Below are 18,255 nucleotides of genomic sequence, written 5' to 3' on the forward strand. Positions count from 1 at the left end.
GGCCATGAACGGTCGACCGGAATCGGTATCCGTCCGATTCGGCGCGAACGAGGGGTGAACGCGTGCCCGAATGGTCAGGATGGAGACATGGGATTCCACGTCGATTCCGAGGCCGGGCGGCTGCGGCGCGTCATTCTGCACCGGCCCGATCTCGAGCTCAAAAGGCTCACCCCGAGCAACAAGGACGCGCTGCTCTTCGACGACGTGCTGTGGGTGCGCCGGGCGCGAGCGGAGCACGACGGGTTCGCCGACGTGCTGCGCGACCGCGGGGTGACCGTGCATCTCTTCGGCGACCTGCTCACCGAGGCCCTCGACATCCCGGCGGCCCGGTCCCTGGTCCTGGATCGTGTCTTCGACGAGAAGGAGTACGGTCCGCTCGCCACCGACCACCTCCGCGCCACCTTCGAGTCTCTGCCCTCCGCAGAGCTCGCCGAGGCACTCGTCGGCGGCATGACCAAGCGGGAGTTCCTCGACGCCCATCCGGAGCCGACCTCCGTGCGGTTCCATGTGATGGAACTCGACGACTTCCTCCTGTGGCCCCTCCCCAGTCACCTGTTCACGCGCGACACCTCCGCCTGGATCTACGACGGGGTCTCCATCAACGCCATGCGCTGGCCCGCGCGTCAGCGCGAGACGGTCCACTTCGAGGCGATCTACCGGCACCACCCGCTCTTCCGTGACGAGGACTTCCGCCTCTGGTCCGAGGGCCAGTCCGACTACCCGTCCACCATCGAGGGCGGCGACGTGCTCGTCATCGGCAACGGCGCGGTGCTCATCGGCATGAGCGAACGGACCACGCCCCAGGCCGTCGAGATGCTCGCGACCAAGCTCTTCGCGGCAGGGTCGGCCCGGACCATCGTCGCGCTCGACATGCCGAAGAGCCGCGCCTTCATGCACCTGGACACGGTGATGACCATGGTCGACGGCGACACGTTCACCCAGTACGCGGGGCTCGGCATGCTCCGCTCCTACACGATCGAGCCCGGCGCAGGGGACAAGGAGCTGAAGGTCACCGATCATCCGCCGGAGCACATGCACCGGGCGATCGCCGCCGCGCTGGGGCTCAGCGAGATCCGGGTGCTGACCGCCACGCAGGACGTGCACGCGGCCGAGCGGGAGCAGTGGGACGACGGGTGCAACGTCCTGGCGGTGGAGCCGGGGGTCGTCATCGCCTACGAGCGGAACTCCACCACCAACACGCATCTTCGCAAGCGGGGCATCGAAGTGATCGAGATTCCGGGGAGTGAGCTGGGAAGGGGACGGGGTGGGCCCCGCTGCATGAGCTGTCCGGTGGAGAGGGACCGCGTGGGTGCGTGAAAGGGTCAGACTCCGTATAGAAATGTGAGGCGTCGTATAGACTTCCATTCGTTCCCGTGTTCGTCCCTTCCCCTCGTACCTCTGGAGCGCCCCCATGGCGACAGTCCCGACCGCCCTCGCCGGACGCCACTTCCTCAAGGAGCTGGACTTCAGCGCCGAGGAGTTCCGTGGTCTGATCGAGCTGGCCGCCGAGCTGAAGGCGGCCAAGAGGGCCGGGACCGAGACGCGGTACCTCACGGGGAAGAACATCGCGCTCGTCTTCGAGAAGACCTCGACGCGTACGCGCTGCGCGTTCGAGGTGGCCGCCGCCGACCAGGGCGCCCACACCACCTACCTGGACCCCGCAGGCTCCCAGATCGGGCACAAGGAGTCCGTCAAGGACACCGCCCGCGTGCTCGGCCGGATGTTCGACGCGATCGAGTACCGCGGGCACGGCCAGGACATCGTCGAGGAACTGGCCGCGCATGCCGGGGTCCCCGTCTACAACGGCCTCACCGACGAGTGGCACCCCACCCAGATGCTCGCCGACGTGCTCACCATGACCGAGCACTGCGACAAGCCGCTGACGGAGATCGCCCTCGCCTACCTGGGCGACGCCCGCAACAACATGGGCAACTCCTACCTGGTCACCGGCGCCCTGCTCGGGATGGACGTCCGCATCGTCGGGCCCCGGGTGCTGTGGCCGGAGCAGGCCGTCGTCGAGGCCGCCCAGCGGCTCGCCGAGGACTCCGGCGCCCGGATCACGCTCACCGAGGACGTGAAGGAGGGCGTCAGCGGCGCCGACTTCGTCGCGACCGACGTGTGGGTGTCGATGGGCGAGCCCAAGGAGGTGTGGGACGAGCGCATCGCCCTGCTCGGCCCGTACGCGGTGACCATGGACGTGCTGCGCGCCACCGGCAACGACCAGGTGAGGTTCCTGCACTGCCTGCCCGCCTTCCACGACCTCGGCACCGCCGTCGGCCGCGAGATCCACGAGCGGCACGGGCTGACCGAGCTCGAGGTCACCGACGAGGTCTTCGAGTCAGGGCACTCCGTCGTCTTCGACGAGGCGGAGAACCGGATGCACACCATCAAGGCGGTCCTCGTCGCGACTCTCGCCTGACCGGGTCCTCTCCCGACCTGGTCCTCGCCTGACCTGGTCCTCTTCTGACCGGGCCCTTCGCCCGGCCGGCTGCGACGACGGCCACAGCGCAAGCCCCGCACCCTCCCGTACGATCCCCGACGGGCCCGGAACCACCCCTTCCGTGCCCGTCGAGCGGCCCACTCGGCCGACCCCACCACTGAAAAGAGCACCACCCGTATGCCCGGCAGTCCTGCCAACCCGTTCCGCATCAAGTCACCCCAGCTGCTCGTCGCCGAGGCCGGCACCGATCTCTCCGGGCACGGACTCAAGCGCCACATGGGCCTGTTCCAGCTCGTGTGCTTCGGCGTCGGCGCGATCGTCGGCACCGGCATCTTCGTCGGACTGTCCGACTCGGTCGCCCAGGCCGGGCCCGGCGTCGTCGTCTCCTTTGTGCTCGCCGCCCTGACCTGCGTGTTCACCGCGTTCGCCTTCGCCGAGCTGGGCGGCGCGATCCCGGTCTCCGGATCGTCGTACTCCTTCGCCTACGCCGGGCTCGGCGAGGGGACGGCCTTCCTCGTCGGCTGGTGCCTGCTCCTGGAGTACGGCGTGTCCGTGTCGGCCGTCGCGGTCGGCTGGAGCCAGTACGTCAACGAGCTGCTGCACAGTCTCACCGGATGGCAGCTGCCCGCCGCGCTCTCCGCCGGGCCGGGCGACGGCGGGATAGTCAACCTGCCGGCCGTGATCGTCATCGCCCTGGCCTGCGTCCTCCTCGTGCGCGGTGTGCGCGAGAGCGCCCGGGCCACCGCCGCCATGGCCGTCCTCAAGCTGGCGATCCTGGTCGCCTTCTGCGCCATCGGGTTCACCGCCTTCAGGCACGGCAACCTGACGCCGTTCGCGCCGGCCGGCCTCGGCGGCATCGGCGCGGGCACCACGGCCGCCTTCTTCTCCTACATCGGCTTCGACGCGATCACCACCGCCGGTGAGGAGGCCCGGAACCCGCGGCGCGACATCCCCGTCGCGATCCTGGTCTGCATCGGACTGGTCACCGTGCTGTACTGCGCGGTCGCGCTCGCCGCGATCGGCGCGATCGGCGGGCCCGCGGTCGGCGGTCGGCCCGCCGCGCTGTCGTACGTCGTCAACCAGGTCACCGGCTCCACGGTCGGCGGCGGTGTCATCGCCTTCGGCGCGGTCGTCGCCATCGCCTCGGTCGTGCTCGCCGTGATGTACGGCCAGACCCGCATCCTCATGTCCATGGCGCGCGACGGACTCATCCCGCGCGTGTTCGAACGGGTCTCGCCGAGGACCTCGACGCCGGTCGGCGGCACGCTGATCGTGGCGATCGTCTTCGCGATCCCGGCGGCCTTCGCCTCGCTGGACTCGGTGGTCAACCTGTGCACCATCGGCACGCTCGCCACGATGGCGGTGGTCAATGTGGCCGTGATCGCGCTGCGCCGCCGTGAACCGGGCCTCGCCCGCAGCTTCCGCGTCCCGCTCTACCCGGTGATGCCCCTGCTCGGCGTCGGCTTCTGCCTGTACCTGATGTACGAGACGGGCTGGGCGACCTGGGCGCAGTTCGCGGTGTTCCTCGCGGTCGGGTCCCTCGTGTACGCGCTCTACGGGCGCCGGCACTCCCGGCTCACGGCCGGGGACGTCACAGCGGACGCCGCTGAGCGGGAACCGCAGGCAGTCTGAACCACACCGCCTTGCCGGACTCGGTGGGGCGGTGCCCGCAGGACGAGCTGAGCGCACGGATCAGCAGCAGCCCCCGGCCGTGCTCCTGCCAGGGGTCGGCAGTCAGGGGGAACGGGTGGGTGAGGTTGCCGGGCGGCGCCGGGTCGGGGTCGTGCACCTCCACCGTGCACCCGGTCGGCAGCAGCTCCACGACCAGCTCGATCGGCCCGTCCCCCGCGGCGTGCTCCACGGCGTTCGCGACCAGCTCCGCGGTCAGCAGCTCCGCGGTGTCGCTGTCGGCCGCGTGCTCCAGCTCCGCCAGCGCCGTACGGACCAGCGCGCGGGCGACGGGCACGGCGGCGGTGGTGTGCGGCAGGGCGATGCGCCAGGAGGCGAGTGCGGGGGATTCGTGCAAGGCGGGTCCGTTCATGGCGCAGGCGGTCCTGCTTTCAACAGAGGGCATCGTACGGCGCGCCCCTCGAGGGGCGGTCGGCGGGTTTCGCCGGGGGCGCCGTCGGCCCCGGCACAGGGCTGCTACCCGTACCGACGGCCCGTCGCGCATGCCGGCGCCCGCCGTTACCGGCCTGTCGAGAACGTGTGACAGCCCAGGCGGTCTCTCCGCCCGTCGCTCCGTCGTATCGCGCGCTCATGACGACAGTCACAGATCGGTGATAACTTCAGTGGGAGAGCAGCAGCGAGGACCGCCGCCCCCGTCCGAGGAGGCCGCCCGTCATGAGTCCCTTCACCGGCTCCGCCGCACGCACCTCCGACTGGCGCCATGTGCGGTGCGTCCACGACAACGGGGTCGCCACGGTCACCCTGGCCCGCCCCGGAAAGATCAACGCGCTCACCTTCGGCGCCTACGCCGACCTGCGCGACCTGCTCGCCGAACTGTCCCGGGAGAAGTCCGTGCGCGCCCTGGTCCTGAGCGGAGAGGGGCGCGGCTTCTGCTCGGGCGGAGACGTGGACGAGATCATCGGCGCCACGCTGTCCATGGACACCGCCCAGTTGCTGGACTTCAACCGGATGACCGGGCAGGTCGTACGGGCCCTGCGGGAATGCCCGTTCCCGGTGGTCGCGGCGGTGCACGGGGTGGCCGCGGGCGCGGGCGCCGTCCTGGCCCTGGCCGCGGACTTCCGCGTGGCGGACCCCACCGCGCGCTTCCAGTTCCTCTTCACCAGGGTCGGGCTCTCCGGGGGCGACATGGGAGCCGCGTATCTGCTGCCCCGGGTGGTCGGGCTCGGCCACGCGACCCGGCTGCTCATGCTGGGTGAGCCGGTGCGGGCGGCCGAGGCCGAGCGGATCGGCCTGATCAGCGAGGTGACGGAGGAGGGCGGCGCCGACGAGGCGGCACAGGCGCTGGCCCGCCGCCTGGCCGACGGCCCGGCGCTGGCGTACGCCCAGACCAAGGCCCTCCTCACGGCCGAACTGGACATGCCGCTCGCGGCATCGGTGGAACTGGACGCGGCGACCCAGGCTCTGCTGATGAACAGCGAGGACTACGCGGAGTTCCACGCGGCCTTCTCCGAGAAACGGCCACCGAAGTGGCGGGGGAGGTGACCATGACCGGCACCGGAGGGCGGCCGCTGCGCGTCGCCGTCATCGGCGGCGGCCCCGGCGGGCTCTACGCCGCCGTCCTGCTCAAGCGGCTCGACCCGGCCCGCGAGGTCACCGTCTGGGAGCGGAACGCTCCCGACGACACGTTCGGGTTCGGTGTCGTCCTGTCCGACGAGACCCTCGGGGGTATCGAGCACGCCGACCCCGTCGTGTACGCCGCGCTGAAGGACGAGTTCGTGCGGTGGGACGACATCGACATCGTGCACCGGGGCGTGCGCCACACCTCCGGCGGCCACGGCTTCGCCGCGCTCGGCAGGCGGCGGCTGCTGACGATCCTGCACGAGCGCTGCCGCTCACTCGGCGTCGACCTGCGCTTTTGCACCGAGGCTCCGTACCCGGCCCGGCTCTCGGAGGCGTACGACCTCGTCATCGCCGCCGACGGAGTGCACAGCGGCACACGCGAGGCGTACGCCGAGGTGTTCCGGCCCTCGATCGAGGAGCACCGCTGCCGGTACATCTGGCTCGCCGCCGACTTCCCCTTCGACGCCTTCCGCTTCGAGATCGCCGAGACGGAGCACGGCGTGATGCAACTGCACGGCTATCCCTACAGCGCAGACGCATCGACCGTCATCGTGGAGATGCGGGAGGAGGTGTGGCACGCGGCCGGGTTCGCCGAGTCGGACACCGCCGAGACCATCGAGCGCTGCGCCAAGATCTTCGCTGACGCCCTGCGCGGCCGGCCCCTGCGCTCCAACAACTCCTCCTGGACCACCTTCCGCACGGTCGTCACCGAGCACTGGTCCCACGGCAACCTGGTCCTGCTCGGCGACGCGGCGCACACCGCGCACTTCTCCATCGGCTCCGGCACGAAACTCGCGGTGGAGGACGCGCTCGCCCTGGTGGCCTGCCTGCAGGAGCACGCCTCGCTGCCCGAGGCCCTGGCCGCCTACGAGGAGGAGCGACGCCCGGTGGTCGCCTCCACCCAGCGCGCGGCCCGCGCCAGCCTGGAGTGGTTCGAGAACCTCAGGCTGTACCTCGGCCAGCCGCCCCGCCAGTTCGCCTTCAACCTGCTCACCCGCAGCCGCCGGGTCACCCACGACAACCTGCGGCTGCGCGACTCCCGCTTCACCGAGGCGGTGGAACGCGAGTTCGGCTGCCCGCCCGGCACACCCCCGATGTTCACCCCCTTCCGGCTGCGCGGCCTGACCCTGCGCAACCGGGTCGTGGTCTCGCCGATGGACATGTACTCGGCCGTGGACGGCGTCCCCGGCGACTTCCATCTCGTCCACCTGGGCGCACGGGCGCTCGGCGGCGCCGGGCTGGTGATGACCGAGATGGTGTGCGTGAGCCCCGAGGGCCGCATCACCCCGGGCTGCGCCGGCCTCTACACCGGACGGCAGGCCGAGGCGTGGCGGCGCGTCACCGACTTCGTGCACAGCCAGGTGCCGGGAACCGCGATCGGGGTGCAGCTCGGGCACAGCGGCCGCAAGGGCTCCACCAAGCTGATGTGGGAGGGCATGGACGAGCCGCTTCAGGAGGGCAACTGGCCGCTCGTGGCCGCCTCGCCGATCCCGTACAAGCCGGGCGGCCAGACGCCCCGCGAGCTCTCCCGCGCCCAACTGACCGACATCCGCGAGCAGTTCACCTCCGCCGCCGCCCGCGCCGCCCGCGTCGGCTTCGACCTCCTGGAACTCCACTGCGCCCACGGCTATCTGCTCTCCGGCTTCCTCTCACCGCTCACCAACCACCGCACCGACGTCTACGGCGGCTCGCTCGCCGGCCGGCTCCGCTTCCCGCTCGAGGTCTTCGACGCCGTGCGCGCGGTGTGGCCCGAGGAGCGGCCCATGACCGTGCGGATCTCCGCGACCGACTGGGCGGAGGGCGGCACCACGGCCGAGGAGGCCGTCGAGATCGCCCGCGCGTTCGCCGCGCACGGCGCCGACGCCATCGACGTGTCCACCGGGCAGGTGGTGGCGGAGGAGAAGCCGGCGTTCGGGCGCTCGTACCAGACGCCGTACGCCGACCGGATCCGCCACGAGACGGGCATTCCGGTGATCGCGGTGGGCGCCATCTCCTCCTGGGACGACGTCAACTCGCTGATCCTGGCCGGGCGAACCGACCTGTGCGCCCTCGCCCGGCCGCATCTGTACGACCCGCACTGGACCCTGCACGCCGCGGCCGAACAGGGCTACAGCGGGCAGGGCGCGGTGTGGCCCGCGTCCTACCGGGCGGGCAGCAGGCGCCCCAACACCGGCCGCACCGACGCCCCCAAACCCCGCCTGACGCTGGGGAGCTGAAGCCGCGAGGCGCCCGGGGCGCCTACGGCAGATCCGCCACGCCCGCGAACACCGCCCCCGCGTCCCGCAGCCGCTCGTGCAGCGCCCGGAAGACCGCCGCCGAGCGGGCGCCCGGCCAGTTCGCGGGCAGCAGGCCGGGCGGCAGCCCGGGGTCGGCGTAGGGCAGATGGCGCCAGGAGTCCAGGGCGAGCAGATAGTCGCGGTACGCCTCCTCGGGCGGTGTGTCCTCGCGGGACTCCCAGTCGCGCAGCACGCCTGCGTGGCGGTCGAGGAACGCCTCGTGCTGCTTGGCGATCGCGGCCAGGTCCCACCAGCGCCCCACCGCCTCCGCGGTCGGCGCGAAGCCGAGGTGGTCCCCGCGGAAGAAGTCCACGTACGCGTCCAGGTGCAGCCGCTCCAGAGTGTGCCGGCTCTCCTCGTACAGGCGTGCGGGCGCGATCCACACCCCGGGGGCCGCGGTGCCGAAACCGAGCCCCGCCAGCCGGGAGCGCAGCAGGTGCCGCTTCTGCCGCTCCGACTCCGGCACGGAGAACACGGCCAGCACCCAGCCCTCGTCCTTCGGGGGCGCCGTCGCGTACACCCGGCGGTCACCGTCCTCCAGCAGCTGCCGTGCGTCCGGCGACAGCGCGTACCCGGCCGCGCCCGTCGCCGTGCGCTCCGGCACGAGCAGTCCGCGCCGCTTCAGCCGCGACACCGACGACCGTACGGAGGGCGCGTCCACGCCGACCGCGGCGAGCAGCCGGATCAGCTCGGCCACGGGGACCGGGCCGGGGGTGAAGCGGCCGTAGGCGCCGTAGAACGTGACGATGAGGGACCTGGGGGCGTGCTGGGCGTGCTGATCGGACACGTTGATCACTTTAGATCGTCGGCGTCACTCATGATCACCTCGCACGGGCACCGGGTCGGCGTCCGCCCGCAGCCGGAACCGCTGGAGCTTGCCCGTCGCCGTGCGCGGCAGAGCGTCCAGGAAGACGAACTCGCGCGGGCACTTGTACGGCGCCAGCTCCGACGTCAGGAAGGCGCGCAGCGCCTCCGGGTCGCGTCGCGCGCCCTCCCTGAGGACCGCGTACGCCACCACGACCTGCCCGCGCACCTCGTCGGGCCGCCCGACGACCGCCGTCTCGACCACGTCCGGATGGCGCAGCAGGGCGTCCTCGACCTCGGGCCCTGCGATGTTGTACCCGGCGGAGATGATCATGTCGTCGGCGCGGGCCACGTAGCGGAAGTAGCCGTCTGGCTCGCGGACATAGGTGTCGCCGGTGATGTTCCAGCCGCCCCGTACGTACTCCCGCTGCCGTGCATCGGCGAGATAGCGGCAGCCGACCGGTCCGCGCACCGCCAGCAGCCCGGGCTCGCCGTCCGGTACGGGTACGCCGTTCGCGTCCTGCACCCGCGCGTGCCACCCCGGGACCGGAACCCCCGTGGTTCCCGGCCGGATCCGGTCGTCCGCGGCCGAGACGAAGATGTGCAGCAGCTCGGTGGCGCCGATGCCGTTGACGATGCGCACACCGGTGCGCTCGTGCCAGGCCCGCCAGGTGGCCTCGGGAAGGTTCTCACCGGCCGACACACAGCGCCGCAGCGATGTCGTGTCGTACGCGTCCAGCTCATCGAGCATCGCCCGGTAGGCGGTCGGCGCGGTGAACAGCACCGAGACCCGGTGCTCGGCGATCGCGGGCAACAACTGCTTCGGAGCCGCCTGTTCGAGCAGCAGGGAGCTGGCGCCGGCCCGCAGCGGGAAGACGACGAGTCCGCCGAGCCCGAAGGTGAAGCCGAGCGGGGGGCTGCCCGCGAAGACGTCGTCGGGACGCGGACGCAGGACGTGTCTGGAGAAGGTGTCCGCGATGGCGAGCACGTCGCGGTGGAAGTGCATGCATCCCTTCGGGCGGCCCGTGGTGCCGGAGGTGAAGGCGATCAGCGCCACGTCGTCGGCCGCGGTGTCCACCGGCGCGTACGGCTCCTCGGGCACTGGCAGCCGCAGCAGGTCGTCGGGGGCGTCGCCGCCGTACGGGGTGATGCGCAGCCCGGGAACATCGGCCTTCACCAGGTCGTCGAGCACGCGGACGTCGCACAGGGCGTGGTGGACCCGGGCGATGTCGCACATCGTGCGCAGCTCGTGCGGGCGCTGCTGGGCGAGGACGGTGACGGCGATCGCGCCCGCCCTCAGGACCGCGAGCCAGCAGGCGGCGAGCCAGGGGGTGGTGGGGCCGCGCAGCAGGACACGGTTGCCGGGGACGACGCCGAGGCGGGAGGTGAGCGCGTGCGCGACGCGGTCGACACGGGCGCGGAGCTGTCCGTACGTCCACACGTCGCCGTCCGCCGTGCGGAAGGCCGGGCGGTCGGGGGCGGTGCCGTCGAGCAGCTCCACCGCGGCGTTCAGCCGTTCGGGGTAGCGCAGCTCGGGCAGGTCGAAGCGGAGCTCGGGCCACTGCTCGCGGGGCGGGAGACGGTCACGGGCGAAGGTGTCGAGGTGGGCGGTGGGAGCCGGTGGCGGAGCCGCGACCGACGCGCGGCTCGCGGTGACTGGGGTGCTCGTGGTGTCCACGGCGCTCGCGGTGACTGGGGCGTTCGCTGTGTCCGCGGCGCCCGCGGTGTCCGTGGCGCTCGCGGTGTCGGTGGCGCTCGCTGTGTCCGTGGCGCTGGTGGCGTCCCTCGGGTCCAAGGCGTCTCGCCCCCTTGTCGTGGTGGGCTCGCGCATCGAGCGTATCGTGTTGGTGACGACAGTCAATGGTCCGCGATACGTTCGGGTGAGCAGCCCACCCGGCCCCGAGGGGCCGCCAGGGAGAGGGGACCGGCCATGACCGCATTCTCGCTCGACCCCGCCCAGCTGGCCTGGTGTGCGGAACTGCGCACCCTGGCCGAGCAACGGCTGCGTCCGCTCGCCGAGAAGGGGGAACCCGGCCGCGTCAACCGCGCCCTCGTCACCGAACTCGGCCAACTCGCTCTGCTCGACCGGCTGTTCACCTCCGGCGCGCTGGAACTGTGCCTGATGCGGGAGTCGCTGGCGTACGCCTGCACCGAGGCGGAGACGGCCCTCGCCCTGCAGGGACTGGGCGCCCACCCCGTGCACGCCTACGGGACACCGGCCCAGCGCGCCCGCTGGCTGCCCGGCGTCCGGGCCGGCACCACGGTCGCCGCCTTCGCGCTGACCGAGCCGGACGCGGGGTCGGACGCGGCGGCGCTGGCCCTCGCGGCCGAGGCCGACGGCTCCTCAGGGTGGCGGCTCACCGGCGAGAAGTGCTGGATCTCCAACGCCCCGGAGGCCGACTTCTACACCGTCTTCGCCCGCACCACCCCCGGCGCGGGCGCCCGCGGTGTGACCGCGTTCCTCGTCCCCGCCGACCGCCCCGGCCTGACCGGCACCCCCCTCGACATGCTCTCCCCGCACCCCATCGGCACGCTCGCCTTCGACGCGGTGCCCGTGACCGAGGACGACCTGCTCGGGGAGGCCGACCGCGGCTTCCGGGTCGCCATGGGCACCCTCAACCTCTTCCGCCCCAGCGTCGGCGCGTTCGCGGTCGGCATGGCGCAGGCCGCCCTCGACGCGACGCTCGCCCACACCGCAGCACGGAACGCCTTCGGCGCCCGGCTTAAGGACCTCCAGGCGGTCTCCCACCAGGTCGCCGAGATGGCCCTGCGCACCGAGGCAGCCCGCCTCATGGTCTACTCGGCGGCGACGGCGTACGACGAAGGAGCCCCGGACGTCCCGAAGCGGGCCGCCATGGGGAAGCTGCTCGCCACCGAGACCGCGCAGTACGTCGTCGACGCCGCCGTCCAGCTGCACGGCGCCCGCGCACTGCGCCGCGGCCACCTCCTCGAACACCTCTACCGCGAAGTGCGCGCCCCGCGCATCTACGAGGGCGCGAGCGAGGTGCAACGCGGCATCGTCGCCAAGGAGTTGTACGCCACCGTGGAGGCCCCGTGACCAGCGAGCGCGTCAACCCGCCCGCCCTCTCCCCGGCCAAGGGGTTCTCGCACGCGGTCGTCGCCACCGGCACCCGCGTGGTCTTCCTGGCGGGCCAGACCGCCCTCGACGGCGACGGCAAGGTGACCGGCGACACGCTCCCCGAGCAGTTCGAACACGCCCTCGCCAACCTGCTCACCGCGCTGCGCGCCGCCGGCGGCACCCCCGCCGACCTCGCCCGCGTCACCGTCTACGCCACCGACGTGGCCGACTACCGCGCGCACAGCCCAGAACTGGGCCGCATCTGGCGACGGCTTGCGGGCCGTGACTACCCTGCCATGGCCGTCGTGGGGATCACGCGCCTGTGGGACGAGCAGGCGCTCGTTGAACTGGACGGCTTCGCCGTGCTCCCGTAGGACCGGCCGGACCCGGTGGGGACTCGCCACCGAAGGGGTGAGGATCACGGGCCGTACCGGGTCCTCCCGGTACCTGTGGAACCCCCCAGTCCAGGAGGTGCTTCCATGTCTCTGCGCCAGGTCGCCGTGCCGGTCGTCGGCGCCGCTGTGCTCCTGTTCTCCGCCCCCGCCACGGGTGCCCTGTCCCGCTCGTCCGACGAGGTGACCGTCGACCCGGCCGGGTACCTGGCGCCCGACGGCACGCTCACCCTCTCCGGCACCTATCGCTGCGCCGGCGGCACCGGGGGCCCGGTCTTGGTGTCCTCCTCGATCTCCCAGGGCGACCGCCGCGTCCAGCACGGCGTCGGCGGCACCCCGGCCGTGTGCGACGGCGCCGAGCACCGCTGGACCAACTCCGAGACCCGCCGGGGCGCGTACGCCCCGGGCCCCGCGCACATCGAGGCCACGCTGATGGAACTGAGCGGCTCCGGGCTGCCGCTGCCCCGCTTCCGCGCGGTACGGCAGCAGGACGTCACCGTGACGGCCAGGAGCTGACCCGGCGGCAGTGGCCGCTCGTACGGGAGTGCCGCCCCTCGCCGACATCGTGACCCGGTCCTCCCCTGACAGGTGCCGCCCCACCTTCTCCAGACCCGCATCGATGCAGTCAGGCCGGGTGAGGCGGCGCCCGCGGGTCAGATGTCCCGGAAGATCTCGATCTGCGCCCCCACCGAGTTCAGCCGCTCCGCCAGGTCCTCGTAGCCGCGGTTGATGACGTACACGTTGCGCAGCACGGACGTGCCCTCGGCCGCCATCATCGCCAGCAGGACGACCACGGCGGGGCGCAGCGCGGGCGGGCACATCATCTCGGCGGCGCGCCAGCGGGTCGGGCCCTCGACCAGCACCCGGTGCGGATCGAGCAACTGCAGGCGCCCGCCCAGGCGGTTGAGGTCGGTCAGGTAGATGGCCCGGTTGTCGTAGACCCAGTCGTGGATCAGGGTCTTGCCCTGCGCGGCGGCCGCGATGGCCGCGAAGAACGGCACGTTGTCGATGTTCAGGCCGGGGAACGGCATCGGGTGGATCTTGTCGATCGGCGCCTCCAGCTTGGAGGGCCGCACGGTCAGGTCCACCAGCCGCGTACGGCCGTTGTCGGCGGAGTACTCGGGCGTGCGGTCGTGGTCGAGCCCCATCTCCTCCAGCACCGCGAGCTCGATCTCCAGGAACTCGATCGGCACCCGGCGCACGGTCAGTTCCGACTCGGTGACCACCGCGGCGGCCAGCAGGCTCATCGCCTCGACCGGGTCCTCGGAGGGGGAGTAGTCGACGTCGACGTCGATGTTCGGCACGCCGTGGACGGTGAGCGTGGTGGTGCCGATGCCCTCGACCTCGACGCCGAGTGCCTCGAGGAAGAAGCACAGGTCCTGGACCATGTAGTTGGAGGAGGCGTTGCGGATGACCGTGACGCCGTTGTGCCGCGCGGCGGCCAGCAGCGCGTTCTCGGTCACGGTGTCGCCGCGCTCGGTCAGGACGATCGCCCGGCCGGGGGAGACGGACCGGTCCACCACCGCGTGGTACAGCCCCTCCGTGGCGGTGACCTCGAGCCCGAAGCGGCGCAGCGCGATCATGTGGGGCTCGACGGTGCGGGTCCCGAGGTCGCAGCCGCCCGCGTACGGCAGCTTGAAGCGGTCGAGGCGGTGCAGCAGCGGACCGAGGAACATGATGATGGACCGCGTACGGCGGGCGGCCTCGGCGTCGATGGCGTCCAGGTCGAGGTCCGCGGGCGGGACGATCTCCAGATCAACCCCCTCGTTTATCCACCGGGTCCGCACACCGATCGAGGTGAGCACCTCCAGCAGGCGGTACACCTCCTCGATGCGGGCGACGCGGCGCAGCACCGTGCGCCCCTTGTTGAGCAGTGAGGCGCACAGCAGCGCCACGCAGGCGTTCTTGCTCGTCTTGACGTCGATCGCGCCGGAGAGCCGGCGGCCGCCGACCACGCGCAGATGCATGGGGCCCGCGTAGCCCAGGGACACGATCTCGCTGTCCAGGGCGTCCCCGATGCGGGCGATCATCTCAAGGCTGAGGTTCTGGTTGCCCCGCTCGATGCGGTTCACGGCGCTCTGACTGGTACCGAGTGCCTCGGCGAGCTGCGCCTGGGTCAGGCCACGGTGCTGGCGTGCGACACGGATGAGCTTGCCGATGCGTACGAGGTAGTCGTCTGACATGAGACTGAGGCTATCTCAGATATGAGATGCGGCATCTTCTGGGGTCCATTCGAGTGAAGGGAGCAGAGTGATGCCTGGTGAGAGGGGTGTGTCGTGGCGAGCTCCGGCCGCGCATGACCTACCCGGCCCCATGTACTAGAGTTATCTCGACATCGAGATATCTGCCGAGGCGTACCGCAGTAGCCGCTCCGGTAAGGGTTACCTAACTTAGCCTCACCTTAGCGGATCGGCCGAGATGCCGTGGCGCAGGATCGTGGTGGTACGCGCACATCAATGAAGGAGACTGTCGTGTCGGCGAACAGCTTCGACGCCCGCAGCACGCTGCAGGTGGGCGACGAGTCGTACGAGATCTTCCGGCTGGACAAGGTGGAGGGCTCGGCCCGCCTGCCCTACAGCCTCAAGGTCCTGCTGGAGAACCTGCTCCGCACCGAGGACGGCGCGAACATCACCGCCGACCACATCCGCGCCCTCGGCAACTGGGACTCCCAGGCCCAGCCGTCGCAGGAGATCCAGTTCACGCCGGCCCGCGTGATCATGCAGGACTTCACCGGCGTGCCCTGTGTCGTGGACCTCGCCACCATGCGCGAGGCCGTCAAGGAGCTGGGCGGCGACCCGGCGAAGATCAACCCGCTCGCGCCGGCCGAGCTGGTCATCGACCACTCCGTCATCGCCGACAAGTTCGGCACGAACGACGCCTTCAAGGTCAACGTCGAGCTGGAGTACGGCCGCAACAAGGAGCGCTACCAGTTCCTGCGCTGGGGCCAGACCGCCTTCGACGAGTTCAAGGTCGTCCCGCCGGGCACCGGCATCGTCCACCAGGTGAACATCGAGCACCTGGCCCGTGTCGTGATGGTCCGCGACGGCAAGGCCTACCCGGACACCCTGGTCGGCACCGACTCCCACACCACGATGGTCAACGGCCTCGGCGTCCTCGGCTGGGGCGTCGGCGGCATCGAGGCCGAGGCCGCGATGCTCGGCCAGCCGGTCTCCATGCTCATCCCGCGCGTCGTCGGCTTCAAGCTCACCGGCGAGCTGCCCACCGGCACCACCGCCACCGACCTCGTGCTCACCATCACCGAGATGCTCCGCAAGCACGGTGTGGTCGGCAAGTTCGTCGAGTTCTACGGCGAGGGTGTGGCGGCCACGAGCCTCGCCAACCGCGCCACCATCGGCAACATGTCCCCGGAGTTCGGCTCCACCGCCGCGATCTTCCCGATCGACGACGAGACCCTGAACTACCTGCGCCTGACCGGCCGCAGCGAGCAGCAGGTCGCGCTCGTCGAGGCCTACGCCAAGCAGCAGGGCCTGTGGCTGGACCCGAAGGCCGAGCCGGACTTCTCCGAGAAGCTGGAGCTGGACCTCTCCACGGTCGTCCCCTCCATCGCCGGACCCAAGCGCCCGCAGGACCGCATCGTCCTGGCCGAGGCCGCCCAGCAGTTCGCCAAGGACGTCCTCGACTACGTCGAGGCTCCCGTCGCGCAGACGCCGGCGGCCGCCGACTCCGTGGTCGACGAGGCGAGCGCCGAGTCCTTCCCGGCCTCCGACGCCCCGGCCTACGGTCACGAGGAGAACGGTGCGGGCGCCCCGCAGCACGGCCAGGGCACCGGCGCCGTACCGTCCAACCCGGTCCGGGTCACCGCCCCCGACGGCACGACCTACGAGCTGGACCACGGTGCGGTGACGGTCGCGGCCATCACCTCCTGCACCAACACCTCCAACCCGTACGTCATGATCGGCGCCGCCCTCGTCGCCAAGAAGGCGGTCGAGAAGGGCCTGACCCGCAAGCCGTGGGTCAAGTCCACCCTCGCCCCGGGTTCGAAGGTCGTCACGGACTACTTCGAGAAGGCCGGCCTCACCCCGTACCTGGACAAGCTGGGCTTCAACCTCGTCGGCTACGGCTGCACCACCTGCATCGGCAACTCCGGCCCGCTGCCGGAGGAGGTCTCCAAGGCCGTCAACGACCACGACCTCGCGGTCACCTCGGTCCTCTCCGGCAACCGGAACTTCGAGGGCCGTATCAACCCCGACGTCAAGATGAACTACCTGGCGTCCCCGCCGCTGGTCGTCGCCTACGCCATCGCGGGCTCCATGAAGGTGGACATCACCCGTGACGCCCTGGGCACCGACCAGGACGGCAACCCGGTCTACCTGAAGGACATCTGGCCCTCCGAGGCCGAGGTCAACGACGTCGTCGCCAACGCCATCGGCGAGGACATGTTCTCCAAGTCCTACAGCGACGTCTTCGCCGGCGACGCCCAGTGGCAGTCCCTCCCGGTCCCGACCGGCAACACCTTCGAGTGGGACCCGGAGTCCACCTACGTCCGCAAGCCCCCGTACTTCGAGGGCATGGGCATGGAGCCGGCCCCGGTCGAGGACATCACCGGCGCCCGCGTCCTCGCCAAGCTCGGCGACTCGGTCACCACCGACCACATCTCCCCGGCCGGCGCGATCAAGGCCGACACCCCGGCCGGCAAGTACCTCACCGAGCACGGTGTGGAGCGCCGCGACTTCAACTCCTACGGTTCCCGCCGCGGCAACCACGAGGTGATGATCCGCGGTACGTTCGCCAACATCCGCCTGCGCAACCAGATCGCGCCGGGCACCGAGGGCGGCTACACCCGCGACTTCACGCAGGACGGCGGCCCGGTCTCCTTCATCTACGACGCCTCGCAGAACTACCAGGCCGCCGGCATCCCGCTGGTCGTCCTGGCCGGCAAGGAGTACGGCTCCGGCTCGTCCCGCGACTGGGCGGCCAAGGGCACCGCGCTCCTCGGCGTCAAGGCCGTCATCGCCGAGTCCTACGAGCGCATCCACCGCTCGAACCTGATCGGCATGGGCGTCCTGCCGCTGCAGTTCCCCGAGGGCCAGTCCGCCGCGAGCCTCGGCCTGACGGGTGAGGAGACGTTCTCCATCACCGGCGTCACCGAGATCAACGAGGGCACCACGCCGCGCACGGTCAAGGTCACCACCGACACCGGTGTCGAGTTCGACGCGGTCGTCCGCATCGACACCCCCGGTGAGGCCGACTACTACCGCAACGGCGGCATCATGCAGTACGTGCTGCGCAGCCTGATCCGCAAGTAGGCGATCCGGCACGGCAGTCGAGGGCCGCATCCCCGCCCGGGGGTGCGGCCCTCCGCCGTCTTCGCACCGTCGCCCGAACGGGGACATCACCGGTGCTCAGTGCGGACACAGGGTTTCCTCGGCGGACCGGGACAGGATGACGCCATGTCCGGCACTCCCGCTTCCCCGGCGGTCCGGTCCGTGGAGTGTTCCGGGCCGTACGGAGTTCACGATCGAACTGCCCATGGCGGAACCGTCGTCGACGGAGAGCCCTAGATCCATCCCGCCACCTGCGCCACCGCGAACGGCGCCGGCACCAGGGTCGTCATGCCGAGCCACAGGTGCAGCGGTCGGCCCTCCTGCCACGGCATGAGGACGTCCACCACCAGCACCATCCCGATGACGAACCCGCCGCCCAGCACCGCGCCGAGCGTCATACCGACGGTCTGGCCCGGTGTCGAGCCGCCGCAGCCGAACCCGGTGACGCAGTGGAGCAGCAGGTACCTGTTCAGCAGCCACCGGACGCACACGCCGGGGACGATCGCCAGCACGCCGATCAGAAGGTTCGCCACCGCGGGCGCCCCCCAGGAGCCGGCGGTGGCCTTCTCGCGGCCACCGTCCGCACCGGAACCGTGCACAACCCGTCCTTCTCCCCGGTCATTGCGTTCGTACAGGTAGATGACCACGAGAGCACTGGGGTTGCCCCGCGCGCGCCCCGGAGCGGTGAACACCGCCCCCACGAGTGACGGTTGGGGGCCGGGGGGTTGTC

At 71.3% G+C, this 18,255-nt stretch carries 14 protein-coding genes; 9 read left to right on the forward strand and 5 right to left on the reverse strand.

What is annotated here, in order from left to right; genetic code table 11:
- Positions 1–87: 87 nt before the first annotated feature.
- The 3 genes from ACFYZE_RS12995 (at position 88) to ACFYZE_RS13005 (ending at position 4,072) form a co-directional block, all read left to right on the forward strand.
- On the forward strand, positions 88–1,317 hold the full coding sequence (locus ACFYZE_RS12995) for an arginine deiminase (protein WP_388991822.1): 1,230 nt from the start codon (positions 88–90) through the stop codon (positions 1,315–1,317).
- A gap of 94 nt (positions 1,318–1,411) precedes the next feature.
- Entirely contained in the window at positions 1,412–2,419 is a 1,008-nt protein-coding gene (gene argF / locus ACFYZE_RS13000) for an ornithine carbamoyltransferase (protein WP_388991825.1), read from the forward strand.
- A gap of 198 nt (positions 2,420–2,617) precedes the next feature.
- The gene (locus ACFYZE_RS13005; RefSeq protein ID WP_388991828.1) at positions 2,618–4,072 is read left to right on the forward strand and encodes an amino acid permease; all 1,455 of its coding nucleotides are present in this window, start codon (positions 2,618–2,620) and stop codon (positions 4,070–4,072) included.
- Here the strand turns inward: ACFYZE_RS13005 and ACFYZE_RS13010 are convergent.
- Entirely contained in the window at positions 4,032–4,481 is a 450-nt protein-coding gene (locus ACFYZE_RS13010) for an ATP-binding protein (protein ID WP_388991831.1), read from the reverse strand. The genes ACFYZE_RS13005 and ACFYZE_RS13010 overlap by 41 nt on opposite strands.
- Before the next feature lie 302 nt (positions 4,482–4,783).
- Here ACFYZE_RS13010 and ACFYZE_RS13015 point away from each other — a divergent pair, with 302 nt between their 5' ends.
- Both ACFYZE_RS13015 and ACFYZE_RS13020 read left to right on the forward strand, forming a co-directional pair.
- Positions 4,784–5,611 carry an enoyl-CoA hydratase family protein gene (locus tag ACFYZE_RS13015; protein WP_388991834.1) on the forward strand — a complete coding sequence of 276 codons (828 nt, stop codon included), beginning with the start codon at positions 4,784–4,786 and terminating at the stop codon, positions 5,609–5,611.
- 2 nt (positions 5,612–5,613) lie between these two features.
- The gene (locus ACFYZE_RS13020; protein WP_388991837.1) at positions 5,614–7,905 is read left to right on the forward strand and encodes a bifunctional salicylyl-CoA 5-hydroxylase/oxidoreductase; all 2,292 of its coding nucleotides are present in this window, start codon (positions 5,614–5,616) and stop codon (positions 7,903–7,905) included.
- Positions 7,906–7,927: 22 nt separating this feature from the next.
- Here ACFYZE_RS13020 and ACFYZE_RS13025 read toward each other — a convergent pair whose 3' ends face one another.
- Both ACFYZE_RS13025 and ACFYZE_RS13030 read right to left on the reverse strand, forming a co-directional pair.
- A complete protein-coding gene (locus ACFYZE_RS13025; protein ID WP_388991840.1) occupies positions 7,928–8,761 on the reverse strand; it encodes a PaaX family transcriptional regulator C-terminal domain-containing protein in 834 nt (277 codons plus the stop codon).
- Positions 8,762–8,776: 15 nt separating this feature from the next.
- Complete coding sequence (locus tag ACFYZE_RS13030; protein ID WP_388992421.1) at positions 8,777–10,447, reverse strand: AMP-binding protein; 1,671 nt, start codon at positions 10,445–10,447, stop codon at positions 8,777–8,779.
- 252 nt (positions 10,448–10,699) lie between these two features.
- Here ACFYZE_RS13030 and ACFYZE_RS13035 point away from each other — a divergent pair, with 252 nt between their 5' ends.
- From ACFYZE_RS13035 to ACFYZE_RS13045, 3 genes are all read left to right on the forward strand, one after another.
- Positions 10,700–11,827 carry an acyl-CoA dehydrogenase family protein gene (locus ACFYZE_RS13035; protein WP_388991843.1) on the forward strand — a complete coding sequence of 376 codons (1,128 nt, stop codon included), beginning with the start codon at positions 10,700–10,702 and terminating at the stop codon, positions 11,825–11,827.
- Entirely contained in the window at positions 11,824–12,222 is a 399-nt protein-coding gene (locus ACFYZE_RS13040) for a RidA family protein (protein WP_388991846.1), read from the forward strand. Before ACFYZE_RS13035 ends, ACFYZE_RS13040 begins: the two co-directional genes overlap by 4 nt.
- Positions 12,223–12,327: 105 nt before the next feature.
- Entirely contained in the window at positions 12,328–12,756 is a 429-nt protein-coding gene (locus ACFYZE_RS13045) for a DUF6299 family protein (RefSeq protein WP_388991849.1), read from the forward strand.
- A 137-nt stretch (positions 12,757–12,893) separates the two neighbouring features.
- On the opposite strand, the gene ACFYZE_RS13050 is transcribed toward ACFYZE_RS13045, so the two are convergent.
- Complete coding sequence (locus tag ACFYZE_RS13050) at positions 12,894–14,423, reverse strand: helix-turn-helix domain-containing protein (protein WP_388991852.1); 1,530 nt, start codon at positions 14,421–14,423, stop codon at positions 12,894–12,896.
- Positions 14,424–14,711: 288 nt separating this feature from the next.
- Here ACFYZE_RS13050 and ACFYZE_RS13055 point away from each other — a divergent pair, with 288 nt between their 5' ends.
- Entirely contained in the window at positions 14,712–17,507 is a 2,796-nt protein-coding gene (locus ACFYZE_RS13055; RefSeq protein ID WP_388991855.1) for an aconitate hydratase, read from the forward strand.
- Between the two features lie 251 nt (positions 17,508–17,758).
- Here ACFYZE_RS13055 and ACFYZE_RS13060 read toward each other — a convergent pair whose 3' ends face one another.
- Positions 17,759–18,124, reverse strand: coding sequence for a hypothetical protein (locus tag ACFYZE_RS13060; RefSeq protein WP_388991858.1), 366 nt, complete (start codon positions 18,122–18,124; stop codon positions 17,759–17,761).
- Positions 18,125–18,255: the final 131 nt, after the last annotated feature.

Origin of the sequence: Streptomyces sp. NPDC001796, from assembly GCF_042892355.1 — a bacterium.
Lineage (GTDB): Bacteria > Actinomycetota > Actinomycetes > Streptomycetales > Streptomycetaceae > Streptomyces.

What these genes read in the sequence shown, in the direction of transcription:
- ACFYZE_RS13035 (WP_388991843.1), top strand. Translation starts at nt 10,700, where the DNA reads ATGACCGCATTCTCGCTCGACCCCGCCCAGCTGGCCTGGTGTGCGGAA.
- ACFYZE_RS13045 (WP_388991849.1), top strand. Translation starts at nt 12,328, where the DNA reads ATGTCTCTGCGCCAGGTCGCCGTGCCGGTCGTCGGCGCCGCTGTGCTC.
- argF (WP_388991825.1), top strand. Translation starts at nt 1,412, where the DNA reads ATGGCGACAGTCCCGACCGCCCTCGCCGGACGCCACTTCCTCAAGGAG.
- ACFYZE_RS13005 (WP_388991828.1), top strand. Translation starts at nt 2,618, where the DNA reads ATGCCCGGCAGTCCTGCCAACCCGTTCCGCATCAAGTCACCCCAGCTG.
- ACFYZE_RS13050 (WP_388991852.1), bottom strand. Translation starts at nt 14,423, where the DNA reads ATGTCAGACGACTACCTCGTACGCATCGGCAAGCTCATCCGTGTCGCA.
- ACFYZE_RS12995 (WP_388991822.1), top strand. Translation starts at nt 88, where the DNA reads ATGGGATTCCACGTCGATTCCGAGGCCGGGCGGCTGCGGCGCGTCATT.
- ACFYZE_RS13015 (WP_388991834.1), top strand. Translation starts at nt 4,784, where the DNA reads ATGAGTCCCTTCACCGGCTCCGCCGCACGCACCTCCGACTGGCGCCAT.
- ACFYZE_RS13020 (WP_388991837.1), top strand. Translation starts at nt 5,614, where the DNA reads ATGACCGGCACCGGAGGGCGGCCGCTGCGCGTCGCCGTCATCGGCGGC.
- ACFYZE_RS13010 (WP_388991831.1), bottom strand. Translation starts at nt 4,481, where the DNA reads ATGAACGGACCCGCCTTGCACGAATCCCCCGCACTCGCCTCCTGGCGC.